The organism is Mesorhizobium sp. LNHC229A00, assembly GCF_000502415.1.
Lineage (GTDB): Bacteria > Pseudomonadota > Alphaproteobacteria > Rhizobiales > Rhizobiaceae > Mesorhizobium.
This window is the reverse complement of record NZ_AYWQ01000001.1, coordinates 486,572-508,676: the sequence shown is the minus strand read 5'-3', so window position 1 is coordinate 508,676 and position 22,105 is coordinate 486,572. Positions and strand designations below refer to the sequence as shown.

Sequence of the window (22,105 nt, the reverse complement as noted above, 5' to 3'; positions counted from 1 at the left end):
AAAGCTTCCGGACCACGAACCGGCGGCCTCTGTCAATTCGTCCCGCGCAAAATCCGTTCCGGCGGATTCGCGCTCACTCGTGGCATGTCTTGCCAGGCGATGGCAGGCGAATTGGGTCTTTTCCGACCTTTTCGGACTGGCGGGAGCTTATGGCGTGGCGCTAATGCAACTGTGCGAAAGGTTGCGGTATCGGGAACGGGGTGTGCCCGGCCGAGAGCGGAACGACAGCCCATGAGAACCTACTTCTCCCCGTAACCGGCGCGGACCTCCTCCATCGCCTCCTTGATGCGCGCGCGCAGGATGTCGATCGATTCTGCGCCTGATTTCCTGGCCAGCTCAGCCACTTCCCCGGCGTTCTTGAGCGCAGCCTCGAAGGATTTTCTGGCAAACTCCGTCTGCCTGGCCATCAACTCCTGCGGATTGCCCGATGCGCGGTAGCTCTGCGCCATGTCGGCGATTTCACGCAGCGTGTCCTGCAGCATTTCGCGTTGCCTAGACAACAGCGAGGACGTCCCAGCCGCCCCGGCACGCGCGGATTTCTCCAAAGCTTCGAGATTCTTGCGGTGATGCGCAAGAATCGCTTCGACATCCACATTCGGCACCTTCAGGTCACGGCCGAACCTGCCGAACATTTCCATGAAGGAATCGGATTCCGATTGTCTGGCCATGATTCTCATCTCCCCTTTGCCGCGGTCGCGGTCGCCCTCATCGAGGAGAATAGCACTCGAACGCCTCGTGTCCATTTCGAACACGGGCCTAGGCGATCGATAGGGATCAATTGACTGGGAGCAGCAACTCGATCGTGTAAAGTACGATGCCCGCCAGCCCGCCGATGATCATGCCGTTGAACCGGATATATTGCAGGTCCCTGCCGATGTTCATCTCGATCAGGCGTGTCAGTTGGGCGAGGTCCCAGCGCTTGACCTGGTCAGCGATGAATTTCGACACACCGCTCTTCTGGCTCTCGACAAAAGAGGCGAGCGCCACCACGAATCCTTGGTTCATGTCGGCCCGGATCTGCGCGTCTCCGGCAAGATGGCGGCCGACTTCGACGAACATGTTGGCTAGATGCTCCCTGATCAACGAATTCGGCGCCCTGGCGTCCTGCTCGATGAACAGGCTGAGGCTCTCCCACAAGTCGCTGGCCAGCGCCCTGATTTCGGGTCTGGCGAGGAAGTCGCGCTTCATTTTCTCCGCTCGCCTGGCATATTGCTTGGACGTGCGCAGCTGCTCGACGAAACCTTGCGCGAAACGGTCGAACTCGGCACGCATCGAGTGGTCGGGATCGGCACGCACCTCGTCCAGCAAGGAGCCGGCCGAAGCGACGATCTTCTTCAGGAGATAGGCGTCGGCCCGGAACAGGTTGAACAGCGACGGCAGTTCCTCGCGGATCTTGTCGCGCATCGTCGCCAGCGCCTGTTCGTCGTTGAGAAACCGGCCGATGACCTTGATGAACTCGTCAAACAGCTTCTGGTGGCGGCGGTCGTCGGTGAGCGCCGACAGAAGTTCGGCCGCAAGCGGTGCCAGCGGCACCTTTTCGATCTGTTCGAGCATGCGGCTGGTGACGAAGCCGCGCAGACCGGATTGTTCGACGGCGGCAAGCGTCCGCGGAACCAGCCGCACGACGAAACGCGACAGGCCGGCGGCACGTTCAGTATCGGCCAGCCAATCGGCCACGAGCGCCGAAAAATCAACTTCGGCGAGTTTTTCACGTACCGGTTCCGGCGCCAGGAAATTGACCTCGATGAAACGGCCGAGATTGTCGGCGATGCGGTCCTGGTTTTCCGGGATGATGGCCGTGTGCGGGATCGGCAGCCCGAGCGGCCGTTTGAACAGCGCCACCACCGCATACCAGTCGGCGAGGCCACCGATCGTTGCCGCCTCGGCAAAGGCGGCCACGAAGCCGAGCCATGGATAGCTGCTCTGGAAAGACTTGGCCAAGGCAAAGACCACCACGCAGAGTGCCAATGCCGCCGTGGCGACGAACTTTGTCCGCCGTAGCGCGGAAAGCTTGTCGCCAGCGTCGGCATCGAACCGCACTGGCGCCAGGGGTTGGTCGGACTGAGCCATGGATGGGCCGCTCCTCGTCTATTTCAGGCCTATCTAGTGCCGCGGCCGGAATGCCCGTGGCAGCCGGTTTGTCTGTCCCGGCTTTTGCCCGGTGACGCACGTAAAGTTGACGAGCCTATTCATCTATGATGCCCGGCTAGTCTGGAATTATTCCAAGGTATAGGCCATATTCCGCCGAAACCAGTGCAGCGATCCGGATTCCGGACGAGGGCCGCGCCAGCAAAGTTTAGAATCTGGCGTGGTTGCATCAGATCAGCGCCGAGTGAGGACAAGATGCGGCTTACGCGCCAAACCAACTATGCCATGCGCATTCTGATGTATTGCGCCGCCAACAATGACCGGTTGAGCCGCATCCCGGAGATCGCGGCCGCCTATTCGGTGTCGGAACTGTTCCTGTTCAAAATCCTTCAGCCTCTGGTCGAGAACGGCATGGTCGAGACCGTGCGCGGGCGGAACGGAGGGGTACGGCTCGGTCGTGCCGCCGAATCGATAAGCCTGTTCGACGTCGTGCGCGTGACCGAGGAAAGCTTTGCCATGGCGGAGTGCTTCGAGAACGATGCCGCCGAATGCCCCCTGATCGACAGCTGCGCGCTGAACTCCGCATTGCGCGAAGCGCTCAACGCCTTCTTCGCTGTGCTTGCCCGCTACACGATCGCCGACCTTGTGGCGGCACGGCCGAATGTGCGCGCCCTTCTCGGCATCGACATGCTGACGGAGCGCCGCGCCCCGGCGGCTTGATCACTGCCGCGTCGCGCGAGGATCGGCTGAATATCAGCTGACGGACGATTGCGGGAGCACGAACGGCATGTTGCCGGGCGGCAGCACGCCGACCTTGAGCCGGCAATCGAACACCTTCTCGATCAGCTCATCACTCAGCACGTCGTGGGGCGAGCCGCTCGCGGCCAACTGGCCGCGATGCATCACGAAGATGCGGTCGGCGTACACGGCCGTCAGATTGAGGTCGTGCAGGATCGCAACCACGCCCCCGCCCCTTCTGGCGAAGTCGCGGGCGATGTTCATGATGATCAGCTGGTGCTTGATGTCGAGGCTGGACACCGGCTCGTCCAGGAACAGATAGCGCGGCTTGCCGTCGAGCACCGGTGCCCAGACCTGGCACAGCACGCGCGCAAGCTGGACACGCTGCTGCTCGCCACCGGAAAGCTCCTGGTAGAAGCGGCCGGCAAAACCGTCGAGATCGACCCGAGCCACCGCCCGTTCCGGTAGGCGTCCGTCCTCGCCCGGCAGCACGCCCGAACGGCCACCGACCAGGCCAAGCGTGACGACCTCCCGCACAGTGAAAGGAAACGACAGAGTCGTCGCTTGCGGCAGCACGGCCCGCTGGACGGCGACCTCCACCGGCTTCATTGCCGCGAGGTCGCGGCCGTTGAGAACGATGCTTCCGATATAGGCGAGGTCCCCTGACAACGCCTTCAGGAAGGTCGTCTTGCCCGAACCATTAGGGCCGACGATTGCCGCCACCTCGCCCGGCCGCGCATCGAAATCGACACCGGCAACGATTCTCTTGCCGGCGATGTCAATCGAAACATCCCTCGCCTCGATCATTCCAGCCTCACAAATCGATCACGCCGCGCTTGCGCAGCAATATCCACAGGAAGAACGGCGCACCTGATATCGCGGTAACGATGCCGATCGGCAGCTCGGCCGGCGCCACGATGGTGCGGGCGACCGCATCGGCGAGCAGCAACAACGAGGCGCCGAGCAGCGCCGATGCCGGCAGCAGGTAGCGATTGTCGGGCCCGATCAGCAGGCGCAGCAGATGCGGCACGACGATGCCGACGAAGCCGATGCCGCCGCTGACGGCGACGGAGGCGCCGACCGCCGCCGAAACGCCGATGATGGCGGTGTATTTCAGCCGCTGCACCGGAATGCCGAGATGGCCCGCGGTCGCTTCGCCCAGCGCCAGCGCGTTAAGGCCGCGGGCCAGGAATGGCATCGCCGCCAGTGCCAGGACGATTATGGGTCCGACGGAAGCAATCTTGGCCCATGTCGCACCGCCGAGCGATCCCAGTGACCAGAAGGTCAGGTCGCGCAGCTGGCGATCGTCGGCCATGAATATCAGTGTTCCGGTCAGCGCCATGGCAAGTGCCGCCAGGGCTATGCCGGCGAGCAGCATGGTGGCGACCGAGGTTTGGCCCCGTCGCGTGGCGACCTGATAAAGCGCCAATGTGGTGACGAGACCGCCGACGAACGCCGCAAGTGGCAGTGCAAGCGTCCCGAGCAAGGCGGTCATTGGGGCCAGCGCGGTCCCGCCAAGCACGATGATCACCACCGCGCCAAGGCTGGACCCTGCGGATACGCCGATCAGTCCGGGGTCGGCAAGCGGATTGCGGAACAGCCCTTGCATGACGGCGCCACAAACCGCGAGCGCCGCACCCACCAACATGCCGAGGATGATGCGTGGCATGCGGATGTAATAGACGATCAAGCTGTCGCGGGCGTTGGGCACCGCATCGCCGGGGGCGGAGCCAAAGAGCCAATCCCTGAAGACGGTCACGGCGGATGCATCCGACGCCCCGGATGTGAGCGACAGCAAGACGGCGATCGCCAAGCACACGCACAGCAGAAGGATGACGGCACGGGCGCGGCCGGAACGATCCCCTTCGGATGCCCTCGTCGCCTTCACCGGACCGGCGATCGACTGGTCGGCCATGATGCTCGGTCCGTGACCTGTGCGCCATAGAGAGAAACGGCGAGATCGTGGATCGCGTCGGCCGTGCGCGGCCCGAAGCCGAGTAGATAGGCGCCATCGATTCGGATCAGCTTGCGCGCCGTTCCGGCCGGCGTTGAGGCGATGGATGGATTGCCGAACACTCCGTCGTCCGAGACCGGCGGCCCGGCATTGCTCATCATCAGGATCACGTCCGGCCTGGCGGTGATGATCGCTTCGTCCGACATTTGCTTGTAGCCGGAAAAGCCTTCCACCGCATTGACCCCGCCCGCCAGCTTGACCATGCCGTCGGCAGCGGTTTCGCTACCGGCCGCCAGGATCTTGCCACCCTGCGTCGAGAGAATAAACAACACGCGCTTGCGCTCCCTGATGGAGGCTGTCTGCTTTTCGGCGGCTGTGAGTTTCGCATCGAGCGCCTTGGCCAGCACCTCGGCCTTGGCCTCGACCCCGATCGCCTTGCCGACAATGCGAACCTTCTGGAGGATGCCTTCGCGGTTGTACTGCTCGGGCACTTCGATGAAAGGAATGCTCGTCTTCTTCAGCACGTCGACGGCTTCCCTGGGGCCGCTGCCGTGCAATGCCACTATGCCTGTCGGATTGACCGACAAGACGCCTTCCGGCGACAGCTGGCGCATGTAACCGACATCAGGCAGGTCGAGCGCGGCCTCTGGATAGAGGCTGGTGGAATCACGCGCCACCAAATGTCTCTCCTCGCCAAGCGCATAGACGATCTCGGTGATGGACCCGCCAATGGCGACGATCTTCGAAGGATCGGGAAACACCGAAACGCCTTCGCTTGCGCCAGCTGGTTGCAACGCGGCGAAAGCCATGGAAAGGCCGATTGCACAACCGATCATCGATCCGCGCAGGGCGGACGGTCTCGAAACAAAACGCATCACACTTTCCTCAGGCTGCCGTCGGGTTCGGAATGCGCGGCAGGTGCTCGGCCAGAAAACGCCAGTCGTCGCGCTCGCTTTCGCCTTCATGGCGCTTGCCGAAGAACTGGATGATCATATCGCCATTGGCGGCATAGACCTCGAGCGATGTGACATGGCTGTCCTTGGTCGGCTTGCGCACTGCCCAGACTTCATGGATGTGGTCGGTGCGCAGGTGCAGGTGGAAGGTCTCGTCGAGCACGTTGATCCACGGGCCCATGGACTTGATCGATTTGATCGGACCGGAGTGGATCTGGATGCAGCCGCGGTTGCCCACGAAGCACATGATCGGCATCTCGCTTTCGGCGACGTGATGGAACATGGCTCGCACCGCGTCATTGTCGAGCAGCCAGGCGTAGTCCTGGCCAACCATGCGCACCGCCTGTCGGCGGCTGAGCTTCAGCGTCTTCAGCATGCCGAAGAACTGGTGCACGTCCGTCAGCCGGCTCCAGCGGTCACGCAGGCTCGCCGTCGATGCTTCGGCCCCGCTTTCCTCATCGAGAACCGGCCCTGAAATGTCTATCGTCGGCTCCTGGTTCGGCGATTCCAGCGAGGCGACCAGTTTCTGGTAGGCATAAAGGCTGGAGGCCGGGCGCAGATGCACCTTGTGCACGGCGTCGCCGGCCGCATCGAAGAACTGCAGGCTGCGGCGGATGTCGTCGCCGTCGCGCTTCTCCACGGCAAAGCCATGCGCCCAGACTTTCGGAAAGATGCGCAGGTCGATGTTCTCGCCGAGCACCATGGCATTATTGTTGCCGGTGACAACCTTGTCATAGACGCCGATCTTCTCGTGTACGGCGCTTTCGTTGCGGGTCAGCGCCATCACCTCACCAACAGCCTCGATACCGGTCAGAAGGTCGTTGACGCGGGGTTCGACGCGCACGACGCCGTCGCCGCAATGCGCCGCCACCAGCTCGGCCTCCGAAATGCCGAGCTGCGCGGCAAGGTCACGCTCGCGCGCTTTCGGATTCTCGGTCCGGGCCCGCCGGATTTCATGCGGAGCGGGTTTTAGGCGCTGATCCATGTCTTTACCCCTGATGCCTTGCGTTACTTGTTGAGAATGAGCTTGCCCTGGCGGGTGATCTTCAGCCGGTAGAGCGCGCCATGATGCTCGATGCCGATTTCGTGCTCGCCCTGGAACAGCGTGTTGCTGGACAGTGTCCGCACCGCCAGCGAGACCCGATCGAAACGGGTGGAGGTGTCGTCGGAACGGCGGACACGATAGCGAAACTCGTTGGGATTGTGCGTGTTCATCTGGGTCGATCCCTTTCCTGTGCCGGGCATCTGGCTAGGCGTTGCGAACTGCCGATTAATTTCTTGACTCGAATAATCATGTTTACTAGTCAGTGCAATACCGGACTAAATGAGTCAACATTTAAGATGCCGGATACGATCAAAAATGCCAGCAAGCCCCGGGCCAGCCAGCATGGAACCTGGGATTTGGAGTTGGGGGCATGGGGTTGATAGTTAGGGAATGGCGCGGCCGGTCGGCGGCGAACGGTGCGGCGGCTTTGCTCGCAAGCGTGGCAGCGATCGCTCTATCCGCGCCATCGGCGCACGCGCAACAGGCGACGCAGCCGACTGATCAAGCGAAAGAGGCTGAACAGCAAAGGGCAGCCCCAGCGGGCGCTACGCTTCTCGACAAGATCCTGGTGCTCAGCCGCACAGGCGAAACGGCGATTCAGTCGCTGGCCTCGGCCAGCCATGTCGACCAGGAACAGCTCGATCGCCGAATGGCGACGACGCCGAACGAGATGCTTTTCGGTGTGCCTGGTGTCGCTGCACAGGCCGACGCCAGGCGCGTCAGCACCAGCATCAACATCCGCGGCCTGCAGGATTTCGGCCGCGTCGCGGTGATCGTCGATGGCGCGCGCCAGGATTTCCAGCGTTCCGACCACGGCACCCAGTCGACCTTCTACATCGATCCCGAGCTCGTCAAATCCGTCGACGTGATCCGTGGTCCTGTCGCCAACACCTATGGCTCCGGCGCCATTGGCGGCGTCGTCTTCTTCGACACCAAGGATGCGGTCGATTTCCTCAAGCCCGACGAGACCTGGGCCGGTTCCGTCACCGGACGATACGAGAGCAACGGCAAGGGCTGGACCACCAGCGCCACCGGTGCCTATCGCATCAATGAGAACTGGGACGTGTTGGGCAACATCGTTTACCGCGCCTACGACAACTACAAGGACGGCGACGGCGACACCGTCAACGGCACCGGCTTCGACGTGCTGAGCGGCCTGCTCAAGACGACCGTCCGGCCCACCGAGAACAGTGAGCTCAAGCTCGGCTGGGTCGGTTCGAGCGACGACTGGGACGAGACCAGCGGCGGCGTGCCGGTCAACGATGTCGACCTGAAGTCGAACACCTTCACGGCCCGCTACAACATCACGGACGAAGACAAGAGCTGGCTCGATCTCCACATCAACACGTCCTACAACAAGACCAATCTCGACCTGACCAGTCTCGCGCCGCAGAACCGGTTCGATCCGGTGACCGGTCTTCCCGTGGTGCTGCCGGCAGGATCACTGTCGACATTCGATGTCGGCACGACCGGCATCGATATCTGGAACACGTCGCGGTTCGAAACGAGCGGCATCGCGCATGAACTGACCTATGGCGGCGATTGGGTCGGCGACAGCGTCAAGACGGGTGGCGCGGCCGGGGGCGACAGTTTCTACACGCCGTCGGGCAAGCGCAACGTGTCCGGCGCCTATGTCCAGGACAAGCTCACCTGGGACTGGCTCGAAGTCATCGCCGGCCTGCGCTACGACAGCTACAGCCTGAAGGATGACACGCATGATATTTCCGGCGACAGGCTATCCCCGCGCGTCACCGTCGGTGTCTCGCCATTCAACAGCGGCGGGCTTGCCGGCCTGCAATTCTACGGCACTTATGCGGAAGGCTACCGCTCTCCCTCGATCACGGAAACGCTGATCAGCGGCAATCATCCGGCCGGCGTCAGCTTCCCGTTCCTGCCCAATCCAAATCTGCGGCCTGAAACCGGCAAGACGACCGAGCTCGGCGTCAACTACAAGCAGAACGATATCTTCGAGCCGGGCGACGCCTTGCGCCTGAAAGCAGCCTATTTCAACAACGATGTCGACGACTATATCGACGGCGTAACGCTGTCGCCGTTCGCTCCAGGCAGTGGCTGCCCCTTCGGCCCCGGCATCCCGATCTGCTTCCAGTATCAAAATTTCGCCAAGGCCAAGATCAACGGTTTCGAGCTGGAAGGCGTCTATGACGCGGCATGGGGCTATGCCGGCCTCTCGGCCTCCATCACGGATGGCCACACCGTTTCCTACAAGGGTGTGGAAGCCGACCTCGCCACTATTCCCTCCTCTCAGGTCACCGCTCAGCTAGGCCTGCGTTTCCTCGAGGACAAGCTGACCGTCGGCGGTGAGGTGCAGTATAACGGCAAGCCGAAGGGCAATGCCGTCGCGGCGGACTACACACTGGTCAATGCTTTCGCCAGCTATCAGGCGACCGACGATCTGAAAGTCGATTTCCGCGCCGACAATCTGTTCGACGTCAAATACGCCAATCCGCTGAACGGCAGCACCACAATTGCGGTCTACGAACCCGGTATCACGCTGAAGCTGGCGGCAACCATGCGCTTTGGAGGCTGACCATGACGCGCTTGACGACATCCCTTCGTCCGCTGACCTCGACGCTGGCGATGTCGCTGACGACAGTTCCGGCGTGGGCTGAGCAGTCCGCGCCGGTCCTGACCCTCGAACTTTAATGCCGCGCAGCCTTCCGACAAGGGCTGCCGGCTGACCTTCCTGGTCAGCAAAAATCTCGGCGCCGACCTGACCAAGGCGGCGTTCGAGATCGCCCTGTTCAACGAGGCCGGCGTCGTCGACCGGCTGACCGTGCTCGACTTCAAGGACCTGCCGCACGGCAAGACCAAGGTGACGCGCTTAGACCTGGCCGGCACCGACTGCACCAGGGTGGGCCGCGTACTGATCAACAGCGCGACGGATTGCGCTGGCACGGGCGTCGAACCAACTGCCTGCGCGCGCAAGCTGAGGACGGACACCAAGACCCCCATCGCTTTCGGCGCCTGAGGCGGGACCGCATCCCGCATTCCCAGGAAAAACCGTGGCAGGGCCGCTGGCCGGCTTCGATTGGTTACCGGTTGAGGCAACCGATCTTGATTTGACAAGTCTAGGCGCATCGCTGCAATTTCGCGCCCGCGACATGCAGGAAATCAGTCCTTCCCCCGACGCTGGCAACGAGCTGGCAATAGCGCCGGCAGAGCGACTTGCCCAGGCGCGAGCGCAAGCCAGCAACGGCAAGTGGCAGGCTGCGATCGCCATCTCCTGCCTGCTCCATGCCGGCGTGGCGGCGGTTTTTCTGATCTCGTCCGCCGGCAGGTTCGATTCCAGGGAGGCAGAGCAGTCGGAAGGCGGCGATCACAAAGGTGACAAGGTCGCAGGCAGTGCATTGGACAAGGACCCGGCGGCAATGAATGTCACGCTGGTGCCGCCCCTGCCGACGGCCAAGCCTCATCCGGCAAAGGCGGCCGGGCCGGCGCCGACCCAACCTTCTCAGCCCGCGGAGGAACCGATGACACACGCTCCCGAGCCTGCCCGGGACGCCGCGAAGCAGACTTCGGAGCCCTCGGCGGAACCGGTCAAACAGCCCGTGGCCACGCCGGACATACTGGTGGCGGCAACCCCGCGCCCGGATGACCAGAGCGTGGCTGCCAGGACAGAAACGCCGGCACAGCCGAACGCCCAGGCCGAAACCAGCGAAATGCCTGTCACCGTTCCGGACCAACCGCCGATCCCCGTTGCAAGGCCAACTCCAACGGCTGCCCCTGCGACTGCTCGAGCGGAGGAACGGAGCGGCACGGCCGATGGCCAGGACCGGCTGGCGGAAGCGGCCAGCAAGGGCAAAAGGCAAAAAGACCCGGGCGGCGCCGCGGAAGACAGTTACCGCGGCAACGTCTTTCGAAAGCTCGGCAGCGTCAATCGTACTCTCCCGCCTTCGCTGCAACTGGCCGCCCGTAACAATGCGGTTGTGGCATTCGCCATAGGCAGGAAGGGCAACATAGACCAGTTGCGCATTCTGGAAAGCTCGGGATCGCCGACTTTCGACGAGGCCGCGCTTGGCATCGTGCGCAAGGCCGCTCCCTTCCCTCCAATTCCGTCACAGGAATCGAACCCGAGCTTGGAGTTCGAGGTCGGGATCGGCCCGTTTTGACCAGGCCCGGAACAGACGTTGCGGCGCAACCATCAACATCCGCATGAAAGAGACCCCATGTACATCGCCATGAACCGCTTCAAGGTCCAGACCGGCTCGGAGCGCGCCTTCGAAGCCGTGTGGAAGAACCGCGACTCCAGCCTGGCCGACATGAAGGGTTTTCGCGAGTTCCACCTGCTGCGCGGTCCGGTCAACGAGACCGAGGGCTACACGCTGTTTGCGTCGCACACGGTGTGGGCAACTCACGATGATTTCGTCGCCTGGACCAAGTCGGAGAATTTCCGCGCCGCCCACCGGAATGTCGGCATGACGAAAGTCCACTCTCTCGGCCACCCGCAATTCGAGGGTTTTTCCGTCGTCGAGGGCGCGTAGATATCGACCTATGCGGCGGCCAACAAGCTGGCATTGCCGCCCGCGGCGGTCGTGTCGACGCAGACCGCTCGCTCATGCGCATAGGCCGCGGGATAAAGCACCTCGCTGACCAGCGGGACGATCGGCCCGCCGCGCTCGGCGATGACCTTGCGCACGATGCGCGCCGCCTCGGGCGTGCCTGAAAAAGCAACCACATCGACGCGCAGCGAGCGCGCCTCGACAGGATCGGGGCGGCCGTCGATGGCCGCCAGCGGCAGGCCTTTGCCGGTCAATGCCGAGAGCACCGCCGGTGCACCAGGCGCAACGGCCAGCACCGCATTGCCGGCGGCGAGCGCCTGGATGGTCTGCGCCAGCAGCGTGTCGCCGTCCGGCCCCAGGCACAGCACCCGGCCGCGCGGCGACAGCGACAGCGTGTTGGCCTCGCCGGTCGGCCCGGGCAGATCGACCTGGCCGAAATCAATGCCGGCGGCGGCACCGATCGCGGCCGCGCCCTTGCCGCGCAGATGCTTCCTCAGGATGGCGACCCGGTCCGGCCGCGTCGACCAGCCGCCTAGAGCGGGATCGGGCAGATTGTCGGCCAGTTCGGTCGCCGTCACCTTATGGCCTTCGCCGACTTCCGTGCCCGCTTCGGGCCCCTTGCGGAAACGCCTGAGATAGTGCGGCCCGCCGGCCTTCGGCCCGGTGCCGGACAGGCCCTCGCCGCCAAATGGCTGCGAACCGACGACAGCGCCGATCTGGTTACGGTTGACATAGATGTTGCCGGCATGAATGCCGTCGACGAAATGCTGCACCCGGCCCTCGATACGGGTGTGCAGGCCGAAGGTCAGGCCGTAGCCCTTGCGGTTGATGGCGGCGATGACGCTGTCGATCTGGTCGGCGTCGAAGGTCGCGACGTGCAGCACCGGCCCGAACACTTCGCGCTCCATCTCCTCGATGCCCTTGACCCGGAAGACATGCGGCGCGACGAAGCGGCCATCCTTGGGCGCCTCAAGTTTAGCGATCAGCCGGCCCTGCAGGCCCATCGTCGTGCAATAATCGCGGATCGAACTTTGCGCTTCATCGTCGATCACCGGACCGACATCGGTCGAAATCCGCCAGGGATCGCCGACGTTGAGCGCCTCCATGGCGCCTTTCAGCATCTCCAACATCTTCTTCTCGACGTCTTTCTGGACATAGAGCACGCGCAACGCCGAGCAGCGCTGGCCGGCACTCTGGAAAGCCGACGCGAGGATGTCACGCACCGCCTGCTCGGGAAGTGCCGTGGAATCGACGATCATGGCGTTGAGGCCGCCGGTCTCGGCGATCAGCATGGCGTCCGGCGCCGCGGTCTCGGCCAATTGCTTTTCGATCAGCTTGGCGACCTCGGTCGAGCCGGTGAAGCAGACGCCGGCAATACGCGGGTCCGCTGTCAGCGGGCCACCGACCGTCGGGCCGTCCCCCGGCAGGAGTTGGATAACGTCTTCCGGCACGCCGGCCTCGCGAAGCATCTCGACGGCGCGGAAGGCGATCAGCGGGGTCTGCTCCGCTGGCTTGGCGATCGCTGAATTGCCGGTGACGAGTGCTGCCGCGATCTGGCCGGTGAAGATGGCGAGTGGGAAATTCCACGGCGAGATGCAGACGATGGCGCCGCGCGCTTGAGTGCCCGTTTCAGCGTTCGCCGCCTCGGTGGCGTAATAACGCAGGAAGTCGACCGCCTCGCGCACTTCAGCGACGCCGTCGGCCAGCGATTTGCCGGCCTCGCGCGTGGCGAGCGCGAAGAACTCGACGGCATTGGCCTCGTAAAGATCGGCGGCGCGGTTGAGGATAGCGGCACGCTCGGCGACGGGGCGTTTTGCCCACGCCGGCTGCGCCTCGAGAGCGATGCGCACGGCGATCGCGACTTGCTTGGCGGCCGCCTCGTGAACCGTGCCGACCACCTCGGAAGGCTTTGCCGGATTGAGGATCGGGCGCTGCTTGCCGTAGCCGGCGGCGCGCGTGATCGGCTTGGCGTGCCAGCGATCGGGACCCGCGAATGCCGCTCTGGCCTGCTCGATCGCCGCCAGCGTCACCGTGTCGGTGATGTCGAACCCCTTCGAGTTGCGGCGCCCGATCCCAAATATCCGCGAAGGCCGGGCAATCGCCGGATTGATGGCGGACCCCTGGCTTTCGATCGTTTCCAGCGGATCGCGCGCGATATCCTCCGGCTCGACCTCCTCGTCGGTCAATTGGTGCACGAAGGAGGAGTTGGCGCCGTTTTCCAGGAGCCGGCGGACCAGGTAGGCCAGCAGGTCCGAATGCGCGCCGACCGGCGCATAGATACGGCAACGCGTGCCTTCGGCCTTGCGCACCGTTTCGTGCAAGGCCTCGCCCATGCCATGCAGGCGCTGGAATTCGAAGGTGTCACGATTGTCAGCCATCGACAGGATGGCAGCGACGGTGTGCGCGTTATGAGTGGCGAACTGCGGATAGATGCGGTCGGTCATGCCAAGCAGCTTTTTCGCGCAAGCCATGTAGGAGACGTCGGTGTTGGCCTTGCGCGTGAACACGGGATAGCCGGCAAGCCCGAGTGTCTGCGCCCGCTTGATCTCCGTGTCCCAATAGGCACCCTTGACCAGCCGGACCATGATGTTGCGATTATGCTTCTTGGCCAGGGCATACAGCCAATCGATGGTGAAAGCCGCGCGCGGACCATAGGCCTGCACGACGACGCCAAAGCCGTTCCAGCCGGCAAGTTCCGGCTCGGCCAGCACCCGCTCGATCACGTCGAGCGACAGGTCGAGACGATCCGCCTCCTCGGCGTCGATGTTGAGGCCCATCCGCGAATGCCGTGCGGCCAGGGCCAGCGACAACAGCCGCTCGGCCATCACAGGCAGCATCTCTTCCTTTTGCGCTTCTTCGTAGCGTGGATGCAGCGCCGAAAGCTTGACGGAGATGCCATGGTTCTGGCGGATATCTGGCCCGTTCGAGCCGGCATCGAGCGAGGAAATGGCGTCGGCATAGGCCTTGTGATAGCGCAGCGCGTCCGCCTCGGTGCGGGCCGCCTCCCCCAGCATGTCGAAGGAGTAGAGATAACCCTTCTGCGTCATTGGCCGGCCGCGCTTGACGGCTTCCGCGATCGTGCGGCCAAGCACGAACTGCTCGCCCATCTCGCGCATGGCCGCGGCCACGGCCTTGCGGATGACCGGTTCGCCCAGCCGGCGCACCATCGAGCGCAGCGTGCCTTCGATACCGCCCTCACCTTCCTCGAGCACGCGGCCGGTCAGCATCAGCGCCCAGGTCGAGGCGTTGACGAAGATCGAACTCGAACCGCCCGAATGCGCCGACCAGTCGTGCGGCGCGATCTTGTCGGCGATGAGATCGTCCATCGTCTCTGTGTCGGGTACGCGCAGCAGCGCCTCGGCCAGGCACATCAGCGCCACGCCTTCCTTGGTGGAGAGGCCGTAGGCCGAGAGGAAGACTTCCATCAGCCGGGGATCGGACGAACCGCGCACCGCTCGCACCAGGTCGGCCGCCCGCGCCGAGATCGCCTTACGGTCTCCGGCCGAAAGCCCGGCCGCCTCGGCCAATCGCTTAACCGCTGCCTCTTCGTCGGGCAAATAATTGGCGCGGATCTGCTGGCGGATGGCGTCGAGCGGCATGGCGGTCCTATGAGCAAGCACAAGGGAACGGGCCGGCGGTCACCGGACCGAATGGCGCAAGCTAGCACAAGTACCAGATTTCAGGCGGTCTGAAAAAATCGACAGGGCAGCTCAATTGACCTATGCTGTTGCCAAAAATTGCTCATTCAGGCTGCAGTTTTGATGACAGAAGATCAATTGGACCGCATCGACAGGAATATCCTGTCGGCACTGGCCGGCAACGGGCGGCTTTCGATGTCGGAACTGGCGGCCAAGGTCGGCCTGTCGAAGACACCGGTGCAGGCGCGGGTAAAGCGGCTGGAGAAGGACGGCTATATCAGGGGGTACCAGGCGATCATCGACCGCGAGCGCATGGGCGAAGGCCATGTCGCTTTCGTTCAGGTGAAATTATCGGACACCCGATCCGCCGCGCTCGACGCTTTCAACCGGTCTGTCCAGGCCGTGCCGGAGATCGAGCAGTGCCACATGATGGCGTCGAGCTTCGACTATCTCCTGAAGGTCCGCACGAAGGACATCGCCGCCTATCGCCGCGTGCTCGGTGAGCGCATCTCCGCCCTGCCCCACGTCGCCCAGACCTCCACCTTCGTGGCGATGGAGACGGTCAAGGACAGGTAACCTATTCCGATAGCGTCTTCAGGAACGCCACCAGTGCGGCGCGCTCGCGGTCCGAGAGCTCCAGCGGGTGAATTTCAGAAGTGCCCTCGACGCTTGGCCCAGCCTTGGCATAGTGAGCGACGACTTCGTTGAGCGATGAAAATTGCCCGGCGTGCATGTAAGGCGGCCGCGTCGCCGCACCGCGCAGCGACGGCGTCTTGTAGGCGCGCACAAGTTCCGGCGCATCCTTGACCATGAAGCGCAGCTCGCCGCAGGCACTGGCCTCGCCATCGCGATAGGCGCCGAAGCAGTTGAACGGGTCGGCCTCGACCTGAGCCACCGCATCGACGCGCCCGCGGTCCTGCTGCAGATCCGCAACAGGCGACACGCCCGTGTTGTGAAAACCGTTGTCGGTGAAGCGCGGGCCGTTGTGGCAGGTCACGCAATTGGCCTTGCCGATGAACAGTTTCAACCCAAGGATTTCCTCCGTGGAAAAGACGGCATCGCCTTTCGGCTCGGCACCTGTCGCAAGGTCCAGCGCAAAGCGGTCGAAGCGTGTCGGTGCCGGCTCGATCGAGCGTTCGAAAGCGGCGATCGCCTTGCCGATGTTGGCATAGACGCCGTTGATTGCATCACGCTGCGCGTCGCTCATCGCGTTCCAGGCGGTTTTTTCGGCATCGCTTCCAAGCGGGCTGGCATTTGGCGGAATGCTGGATAAATCAGGCAATGGCCCGAAGATGCGCTCATAGCGTTCGCCGAAACGCGCCTTCATGTAATGCGCGTAGGCAGCACGGTTTCCCGCCTGTTCCAACGGGTTTTCGAGCGGTGTCAGCGCCTGCGCCCACAGGCTGTCGCGCCGTCCGTCCCAGAAAAACCAGGGGTCGCGCGCCACGCCGGCCAGCGGCATGGTGCGCCGGTTGGTGTGGCCGACCGCGACCGCCTGCGGCAGGTCGTCCTGGAACTGCCGGTCGATCTTGTGGCAGGTCGAGCAGGACACCGTACCGTCGCGGCTCATCCCGACGTCGAAGAACAGCGTCGAGCCGAGCGCCGCCGCGGCCGGCTCATCGGCGAAGCGGTTGGTGGTATCAGGCTTCAGCGCCGGCAGCGTATTCAGCGCGAGCGATGCAATCGTCTTCTTCTCGGCATCGGAAAAATCCGGCTTGCCGCAACCGGCAAGGATGGCTGCCACCGTCAGTGCCAAAAAGCAGAAAAAGCGCTTCATCGACCGCTCACAGCACCACGTTGAACAGCACCGTGTCGGAGCCCGCGCCGGATGATATGGCGAAACGCAGTTGCCACCAGCCGCTCATGGTGAATTTCACCCCTTCGATGCGGTAGCGTCCCTGGCCTAGATAGTCGGTCGCCTGCGGGCTGGTCGGCAGACCGTGATTGTGTTGCGGCATGCCGCCGGAGATGGCAATCGCGGCTCGTTCCACCGAGGCCCCTGTCTTCGTCTTCAGCGTCAGCAGCCAGGATTCCAGTTCGCCCTGCCGCACGACGCCCCGTTCCGGCACGAAACTCGCTACGTACAGCCCGTTGTCGGTTTTTTTCGTCCGCGAGACATCCGGGCCGACGGGCTGTGCCGAATGCGGCGCGGTCAGATAGACGGCGGCGAGAACGCCGACCAGCAAAGCAGCCAGACCAAGACCTGCCAGGAGATAACGCCATAATGATGCCAAACCGGTTCCTCTTTCGCGGATAACGTCCTGCCGGGCGGATCGCATCCCGCCGGCCTGTGGGAAAACGCTGTGGCGGAAAAAAGCCTGCTTGCCAAGCATGGCGCCGCGTCCGGCAAAAAGCTACAGCACCGAAAGCACTGGAGGATTGCAGATGGTGGGAAACGGCGTCGCCTCGATCGGCGAATGCATGCTGGAACTGTCGGGCCAGACCGGGCCGAACTGGCGCATGGGCTTTGCCGGCGACACGTTCAACACGCTGTGGGCCTTGCATGCGCTAAGCGCTGGCCGGCCGGCAACCTATGTCTCGGCCTTCGGCGACGACCCTTTCTCGCAGGGTCAGATCGACTTCTTCGCCGAAAACGGCATCGGCATCGGCTCCAGTCCGGTCATACCGGGCGCGCGCCCTGGCCTCTATGCCATCACGCTGACCGGCGCCGAGCGCTCCTTCACCTACTGGCGCGGTGACGCCGCCGCCAGGCAGCTCGCGTCGGACCCGGCCGCACTGGCGAAAAATTTGGAAAATCAGGCGCTTGTGTACTTTTCCGGAATCACTTTGGCAATTCTCGATGAGACCGCGCGCAAGACGCTGCTGGCCGCCGTGGCAAAGGCGCGCGCGGCGGGCTCGCTGATTGCCTTCGATCCAAATTATCGGCCACGGCTCTGGCGCAACCGCGAGGACGCGCAAACAGCGGTTGCCGAGGCGCTTGCGGTTACCGACATCGCGCTGCCGACGTTCCCCGACGAGCAGATGCTGTTCGGCGATGATACACCGCAGGCGACCGCCGAGCGCCTCGGGCAATTGGTCAAGGAGGTCGTGGTCAAGAACGGCGAGGCACCGGCGTTGATTGGCAAGGGTGGAGCGCCGCGGGAGATCGCCGCAATCCACGTGGCTGCGCCCGTGGACACGACAGGTGCGGGCGATTCCTTCAACGGCGGCTATCTCGCCGCACGGCTTGGCGGGATTGACCCGGCGGACGCTGTCCAGCGTGCGCACCGCGTCGCCGCCGCCGTCGTACAGGTCCGGGGCGCGCTGGCGCCGTTCGAGACGCTACGGGCGGCGTTCGAGCAATCCTGAAAAAGTTAGCCCTGCCGGAAGCGATATTCCGTCACGTGGTGGTAGATCGCGCCAGGCCATAGCGTCGCCTGCGGGAAATAGGGCCGGTTCGGCGCATCGGGCCATATCTGCGGCTCCAGACAGAAGCCGCTGAAGGCCTTGTAACCCCGTCCGTCCAGGCCGCTGCGTGGCGTCACATACTGCCCGGTATAAAGCTGAACACCGGGCTCGGTGGTCCAGACTTCCATCTCGACGCCGGAACTCGCCCCTTGCACCCAGGCTGCCTGCTTGAGCGGACCGCGCGCCGCGGCCAGGCAGAAATTCTGGTCGTAGGGCAACTGTTCGCCCTCGGTCTCCATGCGCAGCGGTCGCGCCTGGCGAAAATCGAAGGGCGTGCCGTCGACCGGCTTGACCACGCCCGTCGGGATCATGTCGCCGTCGACAGGCAGATAGGCGCCGGCGTTCAGCATTATCCTGTGGTCGAGAATGTCGCCAGTGCCGCCATCGTCGAGGTTGAAATAGGAATGCTGGGTGAGATTGCACGGCGTCGGCTCCTCGCAGGTCGCCGTCAGTTCGACGCTGAGCGTGCCGGGAATTTTCAGCCGGTAGGTGCAGGTAACGTCGAGCGCGCCGGGAAAGCCCATAGCGCCATCGGGATCATGCAGCGTCAGCGTGACGAAGTCCCTGCCATGCAGCGAAACCGTCCATGGCCGGTGGGAATAGCCTTGCGAGCCGCCATGCAGCGTATGCTTGTCCAGGAAGTTGCGCTCAGTCTGATAGCGGTTGCCGCCAATTGTAAAACGAGCGTCGCCGATGCGGTTGGCGTAGCGCCCAACCACCGCCCCGAAGAAGCCAGTATCGGTTTCATACGCTTCCAGAGTGCCGTAGCCGAGAACCAGCGGCGCATCATGCCCGGCCAGGCGCAGGTCCTGGACGATGGCGCCGAGCCCGATGATGTTGGCGGTGAGGCCACCGCCCGTGATCGTGAAGCGGCGGACCGGTTCGCCTGCCTGCGTCGTGCCGAAAACCTCGCCGTCCTTCATCATCATGCCCGCAAAACGTCAGTGGATCCAAAGGACTTCGGCTGGTTCTTCAGCCTTGAGGCAGGTTTACGAGCCTGCCTCAGGACTAGCCTATCAGAGGCCGAGGCCGCCGATGCACACATATTTCGTATCGAGGTAATCCTCGATGCCCTGATGTCCGCCCTCCTTGCCAAGTCCGGATTCCTTGACGCCGCCGAACGGTGCTTCAGGTGTCGTGATCAGCCCTTCATTGACGCCGACCATGCCGTATTTCAGGCCTTCCATGACCCGGAAGGCGCGGCCGAGGTCGCCGGTGTAGAAGTAGCAGGCAAGGCCGAACTCTGTGTCGTTGGCGAGCGCCACGGCCTCTTCCTCGGTCTCGAACTTGAACACAGGTGCGACCGGGCCGAAGATCTCTTCCTTCATGAAGCGCATTTTCGGCGTCGCGTTGGCGATGACCGTCGGCTGGAAGAACGAACCGCCGAGCGCGTGGCGCTTGCCCCCGGCGACGACCTTGCCGCCCTTGGCCGTGGCGTCGGCGATCAGCTCCTCGACCTTCTCGACCGCCTTCTCGTCGATCAGGGGCCCCTGCTGGACGCCCTCTTCCAGGCCGGAACCGACCTTCAGCCCGTTGCTGGCCGCGGCGAGTTTCTCGACGAACTTGTCATAGACGCCGGCCTGGACCAGGAAGCGGTTGGTGCAGACGCAGGTCTGGCCGGAGTTGCGATATTTGGCGGTGATCGCACCGGCCACGGCACGCTCGATATCGGCGTCGTCGAAGACGATGAAGGGCGCGTTGCCGCCGAGTTCCATCGATACCTTCTTGACGGTCACCGACGATTTCTGGATCAGGATCTTGCCGACCTCGGTGGAGCCGGTGAAGGTGATCTTCTTGACCAGCGGATTGGCGCAAATCTCGTCGCCGATCTCACCGGCGGCGCCGGTCAGGATGTTGACGACGCCCTTGGGAAAGCCGACTTCCTCGGCAAGCGCCCCCCAGGCAAGGCCGGAATATGGCGTCTGCGAGGCCGGCTTGACGACAGCGGTGCAGCCCGCCGCAAGTGCGGGACCGAGCTTGCGGGCCAGCATCGAGGACGGGAAATTCCATGGCGTGATGGCGGCGATGACACCGACAGGTTCTTTCGTCACCAGGATGCGGCGGTCCGCCCACGGCGAGGGCACGACATCGCCATAAGTGCGGCGGCCTTCTTCGGCGAACCACAGGATGTAGGCGGCAGCCGAACCGATCTCGCCCTTGGACTCGAACAGCGACTTGCCCTGCTCGATGGTGAGCAGTTCGGCGAGCACGTCCTGATTGTCCATCATCGCGTCATGCAGCTTGCGCANACTTGCCCTGCTCGATGGTGAGCAGTTCGGCGAGCACGTCCTGATTGTCCATCATCGCGTCATGCAGCTTGCGCAGCAGCTTCGAGCGCTCGAGCGCGGTCGTCTTGCGCCAGGTTTTGAAAGCTTCATCGGCGGCCTCGATGGCGCGGCGAGTTTCTGCCTTGCCCGACTTCGGTACGGTGCCGATCTTGAGACCTGTAGCCGGGTTGTTCACATCGACCGTCTGGCCGCTGTCGGCCTGCACCCATTCCCCGTTGATGAGATTGGCCTGCCGCATGAAATGGCTGGTTTTCTGAAGCATGGTCTAGCCTCCGTTCGGCGCTCACGGGCCGCTATCTGGATGTCTTCGGTAAAGCGCAGGCAGGACCGCGCGCTGGAGCCATTGCTCTTAACCTAGGGAAAGCCCCGCAAGCAATCGCAAGATGGCATATAGGGGTTGGACCAGCACAAGACGAGAGCGCGTTGCGTACGCCGTCGCCAACCTTATCCGAAAACATGCAGGACAACCGTCAGCCAGAAAGCGGTTGTGATCGCCGCGCAGGCCGTGGCGATGGTCATCTGGTTCGATGCCAGCGCCTGGCCGGTGTTGAACTGCACCGCGATGAGATAGGAATTGATGCCGGAGGGCAGCGCCGCCACCACGACCGCCACCTTGGCGGTCAGGGGCGGCAGGCCGAGCAGCCAGACGAAGGCAAGAACCAGTGCCGGCATCAGGAACAGTTTGAGCGCCGAAAGCGCCAGCGCCGGCCGGACATTGCCTGATATCCCGAAGCGGCGCAGGCTGAGCCCCATGGCAAACAGCGCCACCGGCCCGGCCGTATCTGCCAATGCATCCACCAGGCGCATGGCGAGACCAGGCAGCGGCACGCCGCTGAGCCGCCATGCCAGCCCCAGCACAATGCCGATGATCAGCGGATTGATGAACAGCCGCCTGAGGAAACTTCTGATAACGCGCAGGGGATGGACGTGTTCGCCGCTGCCGCGCCCGAACATCTCGAACAGCACGATCGAAGCCATCATCATGATCGGCAGATGCACCGAGACCAGCAGCGACAGCACTTCGAAGCCGCTCGGACCGAATATGCCAAGGATGAAGGGAGCGCCGAGCAGCACGACGTTGGAGTAGGCAGACGACACCCCGCCGACAACCCCGGCGCGCGCATCGCGACCGAAGACCCGCGTGGTGACGACATGGCCGGCAGCCCAGGTGATCGCCACGGCGGTGAAATAGGCACCCCATAGCGGCCATGGCGCCACGCCATGAAAATCGGCATTGACCATGGTCTGGAACAAGAGCAGCGGCATTGCCACCGAAACCGCGAAGTCGGATATCCCCTCGCCGCTCGCCGGTCTCAAATAGCCCGTGAGCCCGGCGAGATAGCCGAGCGCGACAAGACTGAAGACGAACAGGACGGTTTCGGTAAGCGGAGACATTTTTCAGGGATAGGCGAGCCACGGTCGCGGCGCAATCGCGCCCGAATTTGATCATCGTCGGCTGGCGGGGTTATAGAT

At 63.5% G+C, this 22,105-nt stretch carries 18 protein-coding genes and 2 pseudogenes; 7 read left to right on the top strand and 13 right to left on the bottom strand.

All coding sequences use genetic code 11. The features are described 5' to 3' along the window. Positions 1–239 precede the first annotated feature (239 nt). A complete protein-coding gene (locus tag X742_RS167210; protein ID WP_023769921.1) occupies positions 240–668 on the bottom strand; it encodes a phasin family protein in 429 nt (142 codons plus the stop codon). Between the two features lie 106 nt (positions 669–774). After that, a complete protein-coding gene (locus X742_RS167215) occupies positions 775–2,070 on the bottom strand; it encodes a DUF445 domain-containing protein (RefSeq protein WP_023769920.1) in 1,296 nt (431 codons plus the stop codon). A 273-nt stretch (positions 2,071–2,343) separates the two neighbouring features. On the opposite strand from X742_RS167215, the gene rirA reads away from it, so the two are divergent. Continuing rightward, positions 2,344–2,808: an iron-responsive transcriptional regulator RirA gene (gene rirA / locus X742_RS167220; protein WP_023769919.1), complete on the top strand. Its 465-nt coding sequence runs from the start codon at positions 2,344–2,346 to the stop codon at positions 2,806–2,808. A gap of 33 nt (positions 2,809–2,841) precedes the next feature. Here rirA and X742_RS167225 read toward each other — a convergent pair whose 3' ends face one another. Genes X742_RS167225 through hemP form a run of 5 tightly spaced genes read right to left on the bottom strand, consistent with a single transcriptional unit; the run spans position 2,842 to position 6,948 of the window. Further along, complete coding sequence (locus X742_RS167225) at positions 2,842–3,633, bottom strand: heme ABC transporter ATP-binding protein (protein WP_023769918.1); 792 nt, start codon at positions 3,631–3,633, stop codon at positions 2,842–2,844. 7 nt (positions 3,634–3,640) lie between these two features. Continuing rightward, positions 3,641–4,741 carry an iron ABC transporter permease gene (locus X742_RS167230; RefSeq protein ID WP_023769917.1) on the bottom strand — a complete coding sequence of 367 codons (1,101 nt, stop codon included), beginning with the start codon at positions 4,739–4,741 and terminating at the stop codon, positions 3,641–3,643. Beyond that, positions 4,711–5,655 (bottom strand): hemin ABC transporter substrate-binding protein, encoded by a 945-nt coding sequence (locus X742_RS167235; protein ID WP_023769916.1) that lies wholly within the window; start codon positions 5,653–5,655, stop codon positions 4,711–4,713. The genes X742_RS167230 and X742_RS167235 overlap by 31 nt, the downstream gene beginning before the upstream one ends. 10 nt (positions 5,656–5,665) lie before the next feature. After that, complete coding sequence (locus X742_RS167240; protein WP_023769915.1) at positions 5,666–6,718, bottom strand: hemin-degrading factor; 1,053 nt, start codon at positions 6,716–6,718, stop codon at positions 5,666–5,668. 23 nt (positions 6,719–6,741) lie between these two features. After that, positions 6,742–6,948, bottom strand: coding sequence for a hemin uptake protein HemP (hemP, locus tag X742_RS167245; RefSeq protein ID WP_015317483.1), 207 nt, complete (start codon positions 6,946–6,948; stop codon positions 6,742–6,744). 200 nt (positions 6,949–7,148) lie between these two features. Here hemP and X742_RS167250 point away from each other — a divergent pair, with 200 nt between their 5' ends. The 4 genes and pseudogenes from X742_RS167250 to X742_RS167260 all read left to right on the top strand — a co-directional run bounded on the left by X742_RS167250 (position 7,149) and on the right by X742_RS167260 (position 11,280). Further along, a complete protein-coding gene (locus X742_RS167250) occupies positions 7,149–9,326 on the top strand; it encodes a TonB-dependent hemoglobin/transferrin/lactoferrin family receptor (protein ID WP_023769914.1) in 2,178 nt (725 codons plus the stop codon). A 2-nt stretch (positions 9,327–9,328) separates the two neighbouring features. Beyond that, positions 9,329–9,767, top strand: a pseudogene (locus X742_RS01000000169500) (hypothetical protein). Positions 9,768–9,801: 34 nt separating this feature from the next. Next, the gene (locus X742_RS167255; protein WP_348524163.1) at positions 9,802–10,908 is read left to right on the top strand and encodes a TonB family protein; all 1,107 of its coding nucleotides are present in this window, start codon (positions 9,802–9,804) and stop codon (positions 10,906–10,908) included. A gap of 57 nt (positions 10,909–10,965) precedes the next feature. Further along, positions 10,966–11,280 carry an antibiotic biosynthesis monooxygenase gene (locus X742_RS167260; RefSeq protein ID WP_023769912.1) on the top strand — a complete coding sequence of 105 codons (315 nt, stop codon included), beginning with the start codon at positions 10,966–10,968 and terminating at the stop codon, positions 11,278–11,280. An 8-nt stretch (positions 11,281–11,288) separates the two neighbouring features. Here the strand turns inward: X742_RS167260 and putA are convergent, their stop codons facing one another. Next, the gene (gene putA, locus X742_RS167265) at positions 11,289–14,897 is read right to left on the bottom strand and encodes a bifunctional proline dehydrogenase/L-glutamate gamma-semialdehyde dehydrogenase PutA (RefSeq protein WP_023769911.1); all 3,609 of its coding nucleotides are present in this window, start codon (positions 14,895–14,897) and stop codon (positions 11,289–11,291) included. 162 nt (positions 14,898–15,059) lie between these two features. On the opposite strand from putA, the gene X742_RS167270 reads away from it, so the two are divergent. Then, on the top strand, positions 15,060–15,512 hold the full coding sequence (locus X742_RS167270) for an Lrp/AsnC ligand binding domain-containing protein (RefSeq protein WP_023769910.1): 453 nt from the start codon (positions 15,060–15,062) through the stop codon (positions 15,510–15,512). Between the two features lies 1 nt (position 15,513). Here the strand turns inward: X742_RS167270 and X742_RS167275 are convergent, their stop codons facing one another. Together X742_RS167275 and X742_RS167280 are read right to left on the bottom strand one after the other, a co-directional pair. Continuing rightward, positions 15,514–16,713, bottom strand: a complete 1,200-nt coding sequence (locus tag X742_RS167275; RefSeq protein ID WP_023769909.1) for a cytochrome c peroxidase — start codon at positions 16,711–16,713, stop codon at positions 15,514–15,516. A gap of 7 nt (positions 16,714–16,720) precedes the next feature. Further along, on the bottom strand, positions 16,721–17,170 hold the full coding sequence (locus tag X742_RS167280) for a FixH family protein (protein ID WP_023769908.1): 450 nt from the start codon (positions 17,168–17,170) through the stop codon (positions 16,721–16,723). 151 nt (positions 17,171–17,321) lie between these two features. On the opposite strand from X742_RS167280, the gene X742_RS167285 reads away from it, so the two are divergent. Next, on the top strand, positions 17,322–18,245 hold the full coding sequence (locus X742_RS167285) for a sugar kinase (RefSeq protein WP_023769907.1): 924 nt from the start codon (positions 17,322–17,324) through the stop codon (positions 18,243–18,245). A 5-nt stretch (positions 18,246–18,250) separates the two neighbouring features. On the opposite strand, the gene X742_RS167290 is transcribed toward X742_RS167285, so the two are convergent. The 3 genes and pseudogenes from X742_RS167290 to X742_RS167295 form a co-directional block, all read right to left on the bottom strand. After that, positions 18,251–19,273 (bottom strand): aldose epimerase family protein, encoded by a 1,023-nt coding sequence (locus tag X742_RS167290; protein ID WP_023769906.1) that lies wholly within the window; start codon positions 19,271–19,273, stop codon positions 18,251–18,253. 87 nt (positions 19,274–19,360) lie between these two features. After that, positions 19,361–20,894, bottom strand: a pseudogene (locus tag X742_RS01000000169495) (NAD-dependent succinate-semialdehyde dehydrogenase). Between the two features lie 182 nt (positions 20,895–21,076). Beyond that, positions 21,077–22,027 (bottom strand): AEC family transporter, encoded by a 951-nt coding sequence (locus tag X742_RS167295; RefSeq protein ID WP_023769905.1) that lies wholly within the window; start codon positions 22,025–22,027, stop codon positions 21,077–21,079. Positions 22,028–22,105: the final 78 nt, after the last annotated feature.